Origin of the sequence: Staphylococcus edaphicus (assembly GCF_002614725.1) — a bacterium.
Taxonomy (GTDB): Bacteria; Bacillota; Bacilli; order Staphylococcales; family Staphylococcaceae; genus Staphylococcus; species Staphylococcus edaphicus.
Genome location: NZ_MRZN01000004.1, coordinates 154,002 through 167,334, shown reverse-complemented (window position 1 = coordinate 167,334; position 13,333 = coordinate 154,002). Strand labels below are relative to the sequence as shown.

Below are 13,333 nucleotides of genomic sequence, written 5' to 3'. Positions count from 1 at the left end.
AGGCTGAGACATTCAATGTCTCAGCCTTTTTGTTATTATATTGACAGTAGTTGACCGGATTGAACATTAATGCCTCACTTCTCAATTTATTGAGTTAGTGAGACTGATATATGCGTAGTAGCTCGGATAAACCTCTATCCTCGTCATCCATGTATGGGAGAAAGTTTTAAAATCAATCAGCTTTCTGTACGATTCCTATTTAATAGAGTAATTGTAAAAGTAGTGCCTTGATTTTTTTCACTTTCAACAGTTATCGTTCCGTTATGAAGTTCAAATATGACTTTAGCTATAGCTAAGCCTAGACCATTACTATTATCATGATTACTTGCCTTATAGAATCTTTCAAATAGACGAGTTTGCGTTTCTTCACTCATACCATGTCCATCATCAGTGATTTTACAAGTAATGGATTTAACAGTTTGGCTAAGTGTGATATCAATCGTGCCACCTATTTTAGAATATTTTATCGCATTCGTAATTAAATTTTGAAATGCTTGGTGCAATAAACGTTCATTACCATTAATGTGAACATCTTCTAAATCAGACATGATAATTAATTCTTTTTCATTTGCAGAGAATTGTTCATGTCTTATTATTTTTTTGAGCAGTTGATTTAATAGAATGTCATCTTCAAATTCTAAATGTGCACCATTATCTATTTCTGACAACAGCAATAACTCTTTTGTTAATTCACTGAGTTGCGTTGTAATTTGATATATTTCTTCAATATATTGTTCTCGTTCATCATCGGTTTTAGCAAATTTTAGTTGATCTAATAAATGATGGATGTGTGTTAAAGGCGTCTTGATTTCGTGTGACACATTTTGAACGAAGTGTTGTCTCATATCATCTAATTGTTTTAGAGAAAGACGCATTTTATCAAAACGATATTGTAACGTGCCAAATTCATCTTGGCGTGTGACGTGAATCGCTGTATCGAAGTTTCCTTGCATCAAACGGTCTGTCGCATGTTTTAACTGTTGTATAGGCTTGATAATACTATAAGTAGATGAGATGACCAATATAATAGAGAATAATAGTAATAATGAGATTAAAATAGCCAGAAATATTCTGAATTCACTAAATGTTTTACCTATGTCAGGACGCATAAAGACTGCATAAGTTTGGCCATTAGATTTATAAGAAATACCAACTGTATTTTTGGTAGTATTTTCAAAGAAACCAGTAATAATAGGGTTATAAGGTAAATCTTTAATACCATGATAGTCTTGGCCATGTATTACAGATTCAGCAGTTTTCTTACTAATATTATCTTTTCTAAATTTAGTACCATAATAAGTACGCTTACCATTTTCAGAAATTGTCATCACTTGGTAGTTTAGCTCTCCCAAATGGTTGAAAAAGGGAGCAGATGCCTCGATTTGAGATTTCTTTTGATAGTGAATTGCTCCTTTCAATGTACGCATGATTTTAGCATCATTATTTTCTTTTAAGTAATTATGATAAATGATATTCGTACAAAGAAAACTTGCAATGGCGCAGAATACCATCACTGTGATTGTGTAAATGGCTATACGTGTATAGAGTGATTTAAACATGATCATCCACCTTATAACCAAGACCTCTAACCGTGTGAATTGTAACAGAAGCATTTAATTTTTCTAGCCTTTTTCTAAGTCGTTTGATATGAACGTCAACAGTTCGTTCATCTCCTTCATAGTCAAAGCCCCATATCTTTTCAATTAAAGCATCACGATTGAAGACTTGTCTAGGATTAGAAGCAAGTAAAAAAAGTAAATGAAATTCTTTGTTTGGCAAATTCATGGATTTTGTTGAGGACTGAATTTCTAAATAAGCTTGATTCAATGTAAGATTTCCTATTGATATTTCATTGTTAGCATTAATATTGTAACGTTTAAGCACAGCTTTTATTCTAAAAATGAGTTCCTTAACCTCAAAAGGCTTTGTAACATAATCATCCGTGCCAGTTAAATAAGCTTGTTCTTTATCACTTAAAGCGTCACGAGCTGTTAGCATAATGACCGGCATGTCGAAGTCCTCTTTTAAAATTTTACATAGTTCAAACCCGCTCATGCCACTCATCATCACATCTACAATTGCAATATCGACTTGATGCGTTTCAAGGTATGTTAAAGCATTTTCTGCACTAGCTTGAACTATCGTTTTCAAGCCTTCTCGTTCAATGTAGTTTGAAACGTAGGCTAATATTTTTTTGTCATCATCGACAATTAGGCAAGTTGGCATACGCTAGGCCTCCTTCTCAAGTATTATTGCCATTATAAACGTAACTTGTTACCTATACAAATAACAAAAAATGAAATGATTAACAAAAGTTCATATTGAGTTCACATACTAAGCATAAACTCTAGATATAAGTTTTAGAGAAGGAGTGGGGATTGATGAAATTAGCTTGGCAAGAAATTAAATATTATAAATTCCGTTATATTTTAATTATGTTAATCATTTTATTATTAGGTATTATGGTGCTATTTATAAGTGGCTTAGCACAAGGGTTAGCAAGAGAAAACGTATCGATGTTAGACAACATGAAATCAGAAAAATATGTGTTGCAAGATAATAAGCAACCACAAATTGAGAAATCGATTATTAATTCGGAACAACAAAATAAAATTGAAGATATTACAGGTCAAAAACCGTTGAAAATTGCATCTCAAACATTAAAAGTTGATAAAAACGAAGAAGATGTATTGATGACTAATACGGTTGAAAATGAAAAACCAGAATTAAAAGAAGGTAAGTATCCTACTAAAAATAATGAAGTAGCAATAAATAATAAACTTACTGCTGATGATATTAAAGTAGGAGATGAAATAAAGATAAAAGATGGTAAATCATTAAAAGTATCGGGTGTACTCAATGATACAATGTATTCTCATAGCTCGGTTGTTATGATGAATAACAGTGGATTTGACGAATTAAATAAACAGGCTAGTACAATGTATCCTGTTAAAGATTTATCAAAATCACAACAAGACAAAGTTAACGATATCACTGGTGTAAAAGTCTTTAGTGAAGATGACATTACAAGTGAAATTCCAAGTTATCAAGCAGAACAAGCACCCTTGAATATGATGATTGTAAGTTTATTCGTTATTTCAGCAATTGTACTTAGTGCATTCTTCTACGTCATGACAATTCAAAAGATACCAGAAATAGGTATTTTAAAAGCAATTGGTATTAAAACGAAACATTTATTAAGTGCTTTAATTATACAAATATTAATTACAACTATGATTGGTGTGCTCATTTCTGTGGCTATCGTAAGTGGTTTGTCATTTGTGATGCCAGTCTCTATGCCGTTTCATGTTACAGCTTCTAATCTATTATTAGTTGTAGGTGTGTTTATTGTGGTAGCCATTATAGGGGCAGCATTATCATTCATCAAATTATTTAAAGTAGATCCTATCGAAGCTATTGGAGGTGGAGAATAATGAGTTTACAAGTCAAAGATATTAAAAAATCATTTGGGAAAGGCCAATCAGAAACACCGGTATTGAAAGGTATCCATTTCGAAGTGAATGAAGGCGAGTTCGTCATTCTTAATGGTGCGTCAGGATCAGGTAAAACGACATTATTAACTATTTTAGGTGGATTGCTTTCACAAAGTAGTGGAGAAATTCTTTATAATGATAAACCATTATTTGATGGAGAACAAAAAGCATCAGAATTAAGACTAAATGAAATTGGCTTTATATTTCAATCATCGCATTTAGTCCCTTATTTAAAAGTCAAAGCTCAGCTTACTACAATTGGTAAAGAAGCAGGTATGTCTAAAAAAGAGGCCGACAACAGAGCTGAAACATTGTTGAAACAAATTGGTCTAGAGCATCGTCTTAACGTATTTCCACATATGTTATCTGGTGGTGAGAAACAACGTGTGGCTATTATGAGAGCATTAATGAATAACCCTAAAATAATCCTTGCCGATGAACCAACAGCAAGTTTAGATGCTGAACGTGCAACGGATGTGATTGAAATGGTTAAAGACCAAATACAAAGTAAAAAAATGATTGGTATTATGATTACGCACGATAAACGTCTATTCGAATATGCTGATAAGGTAATTGAATTAGACGATGGTGTTATTACTAATGCTTAAAGCGTAAACATAAGTTTTGGTAAACATTGTAAAAGAACTGTCGCTGAAGTTAAACAAACTTTAGCGACAGTTCTTTTTTGACTAGAGTTATAAACGCATTTATGAAACATAGCATATTGTGAAATTCAGCAGTATTGTAGTAATTTATTTTTCATACATATAATCTATATATTGGGAATAAACCAATAGGCAATAATAGAAATGAAAAACAATGTTGCAAAATAAATCGTGAGTAACAATTTATATTGATACATTAATGCTAAGAAATCACGAATTAATGCAACTTCAAAAAAGTGGTAGGGTGTATGGCTACCGACACCAGTCAATTTTAAATTGTACTTTTGTCCAAACCGTAATGCGCGCATAATATGGAATTGGCTTGTGACACAGACGATTTTAGGAACAGTATCAAATTGACTATCAATGAGCGATTTTGTAAATTGAATATTTTCTGACGTACTTGTGGATTGGTCTTCTAATACAATTCGATCTGGTTTAACGCCTTGACTAATTAAATAGCGTTGCATGGCTAAAGCTTCGGAAATAGGTTCATCAGGCCCTTGTCCACCACTTAAAATAAACGTAGCTTGAGGTTGTTGTTTATATAGAGTTAGGGCTTGGTCCAAGCGGCTACCTAACATAGGTGTCACATGCTCAGTAAATATACCAGCACCTAAGACAAGAATTGTATCAAAATTATATTTAGGTTTATTATTTAAAAAGTTTGACGAACAACTCACGTAACAAATGAAAGTAAATATTGTACTAAAAGCTATAGCAGAAATCCATAAAAAAATCACATTAATACCAAATGGAATAAAACTAATGTAAAAACATGCCAGAGTGAATACGCTGAGTTTGAAAACCACATAATAAAGGCGTTTTAAGAAGCGCGCGCTCATGCGATGTTGCATTAAATGTTTATGTTTAATATGTAGTAATAAGGCACCTAAAAACGTTACAATAATTAAATCAATGGGGATGGCATGCTCACCAATATGTATAACAACGACGCTATATCCTAGTATTACATTAGCAATATAGGTTGAGAGATGCGCGGAAAATTTAAAGTTTAGAAACATACATAGATATATGATAAATATAACCGTACAAATAGATAAAGTTAACATGCTCATGCCTCGCTCCAGATTAATATAGTATATTAAATGTAGTGTAATCTTTAAAAATAATCAAATTTAATCATTAATGCACAAGTGAGTAAGTAAAAAAATGAAATAATAAACGTATAAATTGCAATTTTCGCCTTTTATATATAATAAAATATTGATATCATTAACATAATATAAAAAACAAAATTAAACGACTTGAACTAGGATTATAGGGGTGTAAGTTATGGTGAAAAATTTAGGTAATCATATTGAATTTATGGGTGAATTTATTGATGATGTTAATACGCTATTAGCAAAGTTACTAAAAGCATTGAGAGAGCAATATAATGTTTCAAAAGAACAAGCTAATGTGATTTTGATGTTAGAAAGTGAAAAAACGATGACATTGACCGAAATTACAGAGAAACAAGGTGTTAATAAAGCTGCTGTAAGTCGAAGAATAAAAAAATTAATTCAGGCAGAAGTTGTAGCATGGGACAAAGCAGAAGAGCGTACAGATCAACGGTTAAAATATATTAAATTAACTGAAAAGGGTAAGCAATTTAACCGAGAAAGTAAATCTATTATCAACGAAATCGTGAGTGATATGTTACACGATTTGTCTGATGAAGAAATAGAGCAGGCAAGATATGTACTTGAAATTATTGATCGACGACTTAAACATTTTAATATAAAAAACCAATCCTAATCATGTTTGAGCTCGTCTAATATCAACATATGGATAACCTTTTTAGGAAAAGTGAAATAATTGTGTCTAGGTCATTGAAACTGCACTATTAGACTAGCGATGTATATCATTTTATCTTTAGGTTACATATAATATGGTAAGTAATATAAAATCGATTGTCAGCGATGTGTCATTTATATTAATAAAATTAGTAGTAGCAAGCTTTCATATTGTTTCATTTTAATTTATGATAAAATGATATGATGATGTATGAATTCATAAGAAAAAAGAGGTGATAAAATGCAGAAATGTCCTAATTGTGGTGGGAATATGAGAAATGGACAAAGAAAATGTGCACATTGTGGGCATCACATCACTGATGACAACACAGAAAAACTAACACGTTCATCAAAAGATAGTAAAAAAAGTGCAAATATAAGAGCGCGTAAAATTATTCCCTGGGGAATTGCATTCTTTATCATTATCTTACTTATCATTATCTTCTTCTTATTAAAAAACTTCAATTCACCTGAAGCACAATCAGAAATATTAATAAATGCAGTTGATAATAATGACACGCAAAAGCTTTCAACAATCTTAAGTACGCAGAATAATAGTGTAGATGAAACAGAAGCAACTGCATATATTAAATATATAAAAAATGAAATTGGTATGAATAAATTTGTAAAAGATGTGAACCAAAAAATTAAGAAATTAAATGAGAGCGAAACAAAAGAGGCTGATTTTGTAACTGCCAAAAATGGAGAAAATGTATTACGAGTCAGCAAAAATGGTAGACGCTATTTAATTTTTGATAATATGAGTTTTACTGCACCTACGAAAGAAGCTATCGTTAAACCTAAATATGATACTATATATAAATTTAAGTCTGATGATAAGCAAAAGAAAGTAAAAGCTGATAAAAATAAAACAACTTCGTTGGGTAAATTTATTCCAGGTGATTATATACTTGAGACTAAAAAAGAGACAGATAATGGCCAATTTGAGGGTCAATTAAAATTCAACTTTAATAATAGCAATAATGAAACAATAGATGTCCGTGAAGATTTCAATGAAGCTTATCTTCAAGTTGAATTAAGTGGTGCATCTAAAATTGATAAAGATACCGTGAAAATAAAAGTGAATGATAAGACATACGATTATGCTAAGGCGAAAGAAATTGGTCCTTATCCAAAAACAAAAGATATTACTATTTCTGCTGAAGGTGAAGCTAAGAAGAAAACATTTAAATCTGCAGAAACAATTGTGAAGACAGATAATCTAAAAGATAAAACCAAAGTGACATTAAATTTTGATGATGATGAAATACAATCCTATGTAGATAAAAAAGAAAAAGAAGAGAATAGCTTCAGAAACAAGGTGGCGAGTTTTTTCGGTAATTTCACTACTGCGATGAATAGTGCACATAGCCAAAGTGACTTTTCTTTAGTGTCAACTTATTTAAAGAAAAATACAGATAATTATAAATCGACAAAAAGTGGTGTGAAGTCTAATCGTGTTTTCTATACACCACAACCTCAAATAACTGAGATTGTTAAACAAGGTCATACGTTTTATGTTACTGCCCAAGCTTTGAAAGAGAATGGTCAATACGGAGAAGTTGATTACGAATTAGAGGGCGATGGAGATGCAGATAATTTAAAAGTTGTAAAATATTCAGAGTGACACGATAAAACTTATTTAAATGTTCAGTTATGAGCATGTTTCATAGAAGTCTAATCTAATAAATGTGTTAAATACCAAAAAACGAGATTCAGAAATCCTAATTTATAAATGGGTTTCGGTCTCGTTTTTTTATTTAAAGTCATGAAATATGGAAGCAAGTGTTTAAAAGTATCGATGTTAAAGATATAATAATGATAATTAATATAAATAGATTGTATTAAACTTTTATATAAGTGATAAGAAGTAGATTACTTTGAGGGGAACTGAAATGATTAATAAACAAGAACAACATAAGCAGTCAATATTTTTTGTCGTTATTTTAGGGGCTTTAACGGCAATAGGTGCATTATCTATAGATATGTTTTTACCAGGATTGCCTCAAATACAATCGGATTTTAGTACGACAACCTCGAATGCACAATTAACTTTATCATTCTTTATGATTGGTTTAGCTCTAGGAAATTTATTTGTTGGTCCAATTTCTGATGCAATAGGACGAAAGACACCATTAATTGTGTCGATGTCATTGTTTACATTGGCAAGTATAGGCATTATTTTTGTCGATAATATTTGGCTCATGATTGCTTTAAGATTTGTTCAAGGCTTCTGTGGAGGTGCTGGTGCAGTTATATCAAGAGCCATATCAAGTGATTTATATAGCGGAAAACAATTAACAAAATTTTTGGCATTGCTTATGTTAGTTAATGGTGTTGCACCTGTCATAGCACCTGCTTTAGGTGGCGTTATACTATCATTTGCTACTTGGCGTATGGTTTTTGTTATTTTAACTATATTTGGCATTTTAATGTTATTAGGTTCGCTATTTAAAATACCTGAATCTTTAAAATCAGAAGATCGTGACAGCCCACATGTTGGGAGCATTTTTAAAAACTTCAAACAATTATTAGTCACGCCACGGTTTGTATTACCAATGTTGATTCAAGGTGTAACATTCATTATGTTGTTTAGTTATATTTCTGCATCTCCATTTATTACACAAAGAATTTATTTTATGTCGGCGCAACAATTTAGCATTATGTTTGCAGTTATCGGTATAAGCTTAATTATTTCTAGCCAACTGACAGGAAAAATGGTTGATTATATAGATCGTCAAACATTATTAAGAATATTAACTATTATACAGTTATTCGGTGTCTTAATCGTAACCATAACATTGACAACGCATTTATCAATTTGGGTGTTATTTATCGGGTTTATCACACTTGTGGCACCAGTTACCGGCGTTGCAACTTTAGGTTTTGCAATTGCGATGGAGGAACGTACAGGTGGTAATGGCAGTGCTTCTAGTTTATTGGGATTAGTACAATCTTTACTAGGGGGGATTGTTTCTCCAATAGTGGGGATGATGGGGGAAAAGAGCTATATTCCTTACGTTACAATCATTGTGTTAGCGGGGATTATGTTAATTATTTTGCAGTTTATAAATTATTACGTATTTAAACGCATACCATCTCAAAATAGTAGATAATCCAAAAAGTGCACGGAGCAAACAGAATAGGTTGCTTCGTGCACTTATATGTTAATGGGTATGCGTGCTTACCGTCTTAGTTTAATAGCATTGGCTAGTAAAATTTGCGCAAGTTCATCAGGTGTTTCGATACACCCCTCACGTATCCAAAAGTAGACAATACCTATTTGTCCGCCAATAGCATACGTAACGAATTGTTTTTTCTTTAGTATCGTTGTATAGTCCACAAGCATATTAGTATAGGTCTCTTTAGTGATCTTTACATAGTCTGTAAATAAATCTCGATTAGGATGCGAAACAAAAATAGCATGGAAAAAACCGTAATGACGTTTTATATATGATAATATAATTTTGAAAAATTGGTAGAGTTTGAAATGATTTATTTCATCTTTACCGAAACTGAAGTAAAGGGCATTTAATAATTTCTTATATTTTTGAAGATGATATGTTTGAATGGTAGATAAAAGATCATATTTATCAACAAAATAATCATAAAAGGTCGTTCGATTAATCCCACTATATGCACAAATCATTTTAATGGTTATATCTTCAAAAGGATGTTCTTCTAATAAAGTAACCATATTTCGGATAATCTTTTTTTTGGCTTTCTGTTTCATATTATCTCCCTCAAAAATTGTATAAACTAATGTACCCGACACATTTTATAGAAGTGTCGGTGTTTTTTTGTTTTATATGTATCTATAATATATAAAGTGAATTTTAAAAGCAAATAGGAGGAAAGAGTAATGAAGAAAATGGTATTAATTAACATCGTTACCATTGTAGTTCTTGTAATTATAGGAGTAGTCGGTTTCCATTTTTATAATCAAGCTACAGGATTTGTAAGTACTGATAATGCGAAAGTAGATGGGCAACAAATTAAAATATCTGCACCAGCATCAGGTGAAATCAAATCATTCGATGTAAAAAATAACGAAAAATTGAATAAAGGTGATAAAGTTGCTGAAATCGCAGCTAAAGGTGAAGATGGCCAATCACAAAATATGGATGTTAAAATGCCACAAGATGGTACAATCGTAAAAACAGATGGCATGGAAGGTTCTACGGCTCAAGCAGGGACTCCAATTGCTTATGCTTATAATTTAGATGATTCTTACATTACTGCAAATGTGGATGAAAAAGATATTGCAGATGTTGAAGAAGGCAAAGATGTAAATGTAAAACTTGACGGCGAAGATGCTGAACTTAAAGGTAAAGTAGAAGAAGTTGGTAAAGCTACAGCTTCAAGTTTCTCAATGATGCCTTCATCAAACACTGATGGTAATTATACAAAAGTATCTCAAGTTGTACCTGTGAAAATTTCACTTGATTCAAAACCATCTAATAATGTTGTTCCAGGAATGAACGCTGAAGTTAAAATTCATAAAAATTAAGGGGGGTCTTTAAATGACAATGGCCTTCATTATAATTTACGTAGTCATAGCGCTCATTTTAATTGGTTTACTCAATGTGTTTCTTTCAAAAAGAAAGCAAAATAAAGTAAGCCGACAAGTGGAACAAACAAAGCATGAAAGTAATATTTCTAATGAAAATTATCAATCTAAATTTAAAGTAAACGATACGGAAGATTCTGATGAATCATCCAAGGAGTCAAATTTAACAAGCGAAGTTGAGAACGAAAGTAAAAGCGAAAGTAAATCTTCAGATGATGAAGATAGCACGTTTGATTCTGTAATTAATGATACAGAAGTAGAACAGCAAAATGATTCAGATCACGAAGCGATTAATCCAAATTCTGAAGAAGCTAAAGTAAATGAAAAGCTAAAGGAGAAACATAGCTCATTTATGTTTGGTAAAGGTACGAGTCAAGGTAAAGTGCTGGTTGCCATGATTTTTGGTATGTTTATAGCGATATTGAACCAAACATTACTTAATGTAGCGCTACCTAAGATCAATACGGATTTCAATATTTCGGCTAATACTGGTCAATGGTTAATGACAGGGTTTATGTTAGTAAATGGTATCTTAATTCCTATCAGTGCCTACTTATTCAATAAGTATTCATATCGTAAACTGTTCTTAGTTGCCATGACCTTATTTACTATTGGTTCATTGGTATGTGGTCTTTCAGGATCATTTACCATTATGATGGTAGGTCGTGTATTACAAGCTATTGGTGCAGGCATATTGATGCCATTAGGTACAAACGTGTTTATGACGATTTTCCCACCTGAAAAACGAGGCGCGGCAATGGGAACACTTGGTATTGCCATGATTTTAGCACCAGCTATTGGTCCAACATTATCAGGTTATATTGTGGAAAATTATCACTGGAATGTAATGTTCTATGGTATGTTCATTATTGGTTTGGTATCTTTAGCAATTGCGTATATTTGGTTTAGAGTCTACCAAGTAACAACAAATCCAAAAGCAGATGTACCAGGAATTATTTTCAGTACCATTGGGTTTGGTGCGTTACTATATGGGTTCAGTGAAGCAGGTAACAATAGTTGGAGTTCACCAATCGTAGTGATTTCATTAATAGTAGGTGTAATCTTTATAATTGCCTTTGTAATCAGAGAACTTACGATGCGTGTGCCTATGTTAAGCATGGAAGTATTAAAATACTCAGGCTTTACGCTAACGACAGTAATCAATATGATCGTTACAATGAGTTTATTTGGTGGTATGATTCTCTTACCGCTATACTTACAAAACTTAAGAGGATTCACACCAATTCAATCTGGTTTATTATTATTGCCAGGTGCCTTAATAATGGGCGTTATGGGTCCAATTGCTGGTAAATTACTAGATACAATTGGTATAAAACCATTAGCCCTCGTAGGTACTGCAATAATGACATATGCTACATGGGAATTAACGAAATTAAATATGAACACAACTTACGGGCATTTAATGTTAATTTATATTATTCGTTCATTCGGTATGAGTTTTATCATGATGCCTATAATGACAGCAGGTATGAACTCATTACCGCAAAGGTTGATTGCGCATGGTAATGCATTATCAAATACGTTAAGACAACTTGCAGGTTCTATTGGTACAGCATTGTTAGTAACAGTTATGTCAACGCAAACTACGCAATATGCTGCGGGTTATGCGCAAGATTTAGATAAAACGAATCCATTTATTAAAGACCGTTTACAAGAAATGGCTCAAGCAATGGGTGGCGAACAATTAGCTACTTCTCAAGTGCTAGAATTTGTTCAAAAACTTGCTTCAATTAATGGTGTGAATAGTGCATTCTTAATTGCAACCGTGCTAAGTGCACTTGCATTTATTTTAAGTTTATTCTTAAGAGGTAAAGATCACTATATGTCTAAAGAAAGCTAAACGTGCCATATTTTATATGAAAGTTACGATTTAAAGTATTAACAAAAGCCGCCTCCAATATTCATTGGAAGCGGCTTTTTTCATGCTTATGTTTAGCTTATGTCATTTTAAGCTCGATTACGTATTTTACGATTTCTGAAAAACATACTAATTAACAGAAGTGCTATACTACATCCCAATAAGATAAATGCATTATGAATTGCATCTGCTTCCGTTAAGATTTGATTTGGTTTAACAGACATATAATATTGGTTCAGAGAATCTGAAATTCTTGAGGCGATATTTTTGATAAGATAAGAAAAACCAAATGTGATGACTAACATAATTATAATAACGAATATATTCACCACTTTTAAGACGGTTCTGTTAAATAATAGTGTAAAGAAAGTTAATACTAAACTTAAGATACAGGCAATGAAGAACACGTAAAATACTAGAATCAAGCGATCGATGCTTGTTTGTAAATTATCAATCGAGTCGACATTTATATTTAAGTTAGAAATATCATTAATTGTAGTTTGGAAATTAGTAAGCTTATGAAAATTGAATGATTCTTGCGCAAACACTAAATTGAAAATGGGCTCTTTATACATACTATAACCAGCTATTGCAACTAAAATAAATACAATAGTTTGAATGATTAGGCTAACCCATGATTTTTTCTTTTTTTCAAAATGTTTCCCACGTTGCATGGGTTCACTTGTTAGAGTATGTTCAAAATCTTTAAATTGATGATTTTTCTCTACCATTTGTTACTCCTTTCATTACTATAGAAATTAGCATCTATTTATTTTATGACTTTTGCTTTGTTATAATATGCAATAACTGTTACATTTGAATTATTGAAAGCTAAACATTAAATTAACTAATTTATATTATAACTGTATTTTTTTGTCATTGTATTAATTTTACCATATTATTAATTTTAGTTAGTAGGTAAGATG

General features: G+C 31.8%; 12 protein-coding genes. 7 read left to right on the top strand and 5 right to left on the bottom strand.

Features of this window, described 5'->3' with window-relative positions:
* Positions 1–176 precede the first annotated feature (176 nt).
* Both BTJ66_RS04455 and BTJ66_RS04450 read right to left on the bottom strand, forming a co-directional pair.
* Entirely contained in the window at positions 177–1,559 is a 1,383-nt protein-coding gene (locus BTJ66_RS04455) for a sensor histidine kinase (RefSeq protein ID WP_099089773.1), read from the bottom strand.
* A complete protein-coding gene (locus tag BTJ66_RS04450; RefSeq protein WP_099089772.1) occupies positions 1,552–2,226 on the bottom strand; it encodes a response regulator transcription factor in 675 nt (224 codons plus the stop codon). Before BTJ66_RS04450 ends, BTJ66_RS04455 begins: the two co-directional genes overlap by 8 nt.
* Positions 2,227–2,381: 155 nt before the next feature.
* Between BTJ66_RS04450 and BTJ66_RS04445 the strand changes: the two genes are divergently transcribed.
* Both BTJ66_RS04445 and BTJ66_RS04440 read left to right on the top strand, forming a co-directional pair.
* Positions 2,382–3,434: an ABC transporter permease gene (locus BTJ66_RS04445; protein ID WP_099089771.1), complete on the top strand. Its 1,053-nt coding sequence runs from the start codon at positions 2,382–2,384 to the stop codon at positions 3,432–3,434.
* Positions 3,434–4,102, top strand: coding sequence for an ABC transporter ATP-binding protein (locus tag BTJ66_RS04440; RefSeq protein WP_099089770.1), 669 nt, complete (start codon positions 3,434–3,436; stop codon positions 4,100–4,102). The genes BTJ66_RS04445 and BTJ66_RS04440 overlap by 1 nt, the downstream gene beginning before the upstream one ends.
* Positions 4,103–4,266: 164 nt before the next feature.
* Here the strand turns inward: BTJ66_RS04440 and BTJ66_RS13780 are convergent, their stop codons facing one another.
* Complete coding sequence (locus tag BTJ66_RS13780; protein WP_238597582.1) at positions 4,267–4,842, bottom strand: YdcF family protein; 576 nt, start codon at positions 4,840–4,842, stop codon at positions 4,267–4,269.
* Between the two features lie 613 nt (positions 4,843–5,455).
* Between BTJ66_RS13780 and BTJ66_RS04430 the strand changes: the two genes are divergently transcribed.
* The 3 genes from BTJ66_RS04430 to BTJ66_RS04420 all read left to right on the top strand — a co-directional run bounded on the left by BTJ66_RS04430 (position 5,456) and on the right by BTJ66_RS04420 (position 9,074).
* On the top strand, positions 5,456–5,920 hold the full coding sequence (locus BTJ66_RS04430; RefSeq protein WP_099089768.1) for a MarR family transcriptional regulator TcaR: 465 nt from the start codon (positions 5,456–5,458) through the stop codon (positions 5,918–5,920).
* Positions 5,921–6,199: 279 nt separating this feature from the next.
* The gene (locus BTJ66_RS04425) at positions 6,200–7,585 is read left to right on the top strand and encodes a membrane-associated protein TcaA (RefSeq protein WP_099089767.1); all 1,386 of its coding nucleotides are present in this window, start codon (positions 6,200–6,202) and stop codon (positions 7,583–7,585) included.
* 268 nt (positions 7,586–7,853) lie between these two features.
* Positions 7,854–9,074 (top strand): putative multidrug effflux MFS transporter TcaB, encoded by a 1,221-nt coding sequence (locus BTJ66_RS04420; RefSeq protein ID WP_099089766.1) that lies wholly within the window; start codon positions 7,854–7,856, stop codon positions 9,072–9,074.
* A 68-nt stretch (positions 9,075–9,142) separates the two neighbouring features.
* Here the strand turns inward: BTJ66_RS04420 and BTJ66_RS04415 are convergent, their stop codons facing one another.
* A complete protein-coding gene (locus tag BTJ66_RS04415; protein ID WP_099089765.1) occupies positions 9,143–9,691 on the bottom strand; it encodes a TetR/AcrR family transcriptional regulator in 549 nt (182 codons plus the stop codon).
* 129 nt (positions 9,692–9,820) lie between these two features.
* Here BTJ66_RS04415 and BTJ66_RS04410 point away from each other — a divergent pair, with 129 nt between their 5' ends.
* On the top strand, positions 9,821–10,468 hold the full coding sequence (locus tag BTJ66_RS04410) for an HlyD family secretion protein (protein WP_099089764.1): 648 nt from the start codon (positions 9,821–9,823) through the stop codon (positions 10,466–10,468).
* A gap of 13 nt (positions 10,469–10,481) precedes the next feature.
* Positions 10,482–12,389, top strand: coding sequence for a DHA2 family efflux MFS transporter permease subunit (locus BTJ66_RS04405; RefSeq protein WP_099089763.1), 1,908 nt, complete (start codon positions 10,482–10,484; stop codon positions 12,387–12,389).
* 107 nt (positions 12,390–12,496) lie between these two features.
* Here BTJ66_RS04405 and BTJ66_RS04400 read toward each other — a convergent pair whose 3' ends face one another.
* On the bottom strand, positions 12,497–13,138 hold the full coding sequence (locus BTJ66_RS04400) for a hypothetical protein (RefSeq protein ID WP_099089762.1): 642 nt from the start codon (positions 13,136–13,138) through the stop codon (positions 12,497–12,499).
* Positions 13,139–13,333 lie beyond the last annotated feature (195 nt).

Excerpts from the sequence above, each read along its gene's own strand:
- BTJ66_RS04415 (WP_099089765.1), bottom strand. The coding sequence starts at position 9,691 with ATGAAACAGAAAGCCAAAAAAAAGATTATCCGAAATATGGTTACTTTA.
- BTJ66_RS04420 (WP_099089766.1), top strand. The coding sequence starts at position 7,854 with ATGATTAATAAACAAGAACAACATAAGCAGTCAATATTTTTTGTCGTT.
- BTJ66_RS04440 (WP_099089770.1), top strand. The coding sequence starts at position 3,434 with ATGAGTTTACAAGTCAAAGATATTAAAAAATCATTTGGGAAAGGCCAA.
- BTJ66_RS04410 (WP_099089764.1), top strand. The coding sequence starts at position 9,821 with ATGAAGAAAATGGTATTAATTAACATCGTTACCATTGTAGTTCTTGTA.
- BTJ66_RS04405 (WP_099089763.1), top strand. The coding sequence starts at position 10,482 with ATGACAATGGCCTTCATTATAATTTACGTAGTCATAGCGCTCATTTTA.
- BTJ66_RS04400 (WP_099089762.1), bottom strand. The coding sequence starts at position 13,138 with ATGGTAGAGAAAAATCATCAATTTAAAGATTTTGAACATACTCTAACA.
- BTJ66_RS04430 (WP_099089768.1), top strand. The coding sequence starts at position 5,456 with ATGGTGAAAAATTTAGGTAATCATATTGAATTTATGGGTGAATTTATT.
- BTJ66_RS04455 (WP_099089773.1), bottom strand. The coding sequence starts at position 1,559 with ATGTTTAAATCACTCTATACACGTATAGCCATTTACACAATCACAGTG.
- BTJ66_RS04445 (WP_099089771.1), top strand. The coding sequence starts at position 2,382 with ATGAAATTAGCTTGGCAAGAAATTAAATATTATAAATTCCGTTATATT.
- BTJ66_RS04450 (WP_099089772.1), bottom strand. The coding sequence starts at position 2,226 with ATGCCAACTTGCCTAATTGTCGATGATGACAAAAAAATATTAGCCTAC.
- BTJ66_RS04425 (WP_099089767.1), top strand. The coding sequence starts at position 6,200 with ATGCAGAAATGTCCTAATTGTGGTGGGAATATGAGAAATGGACAAAGA.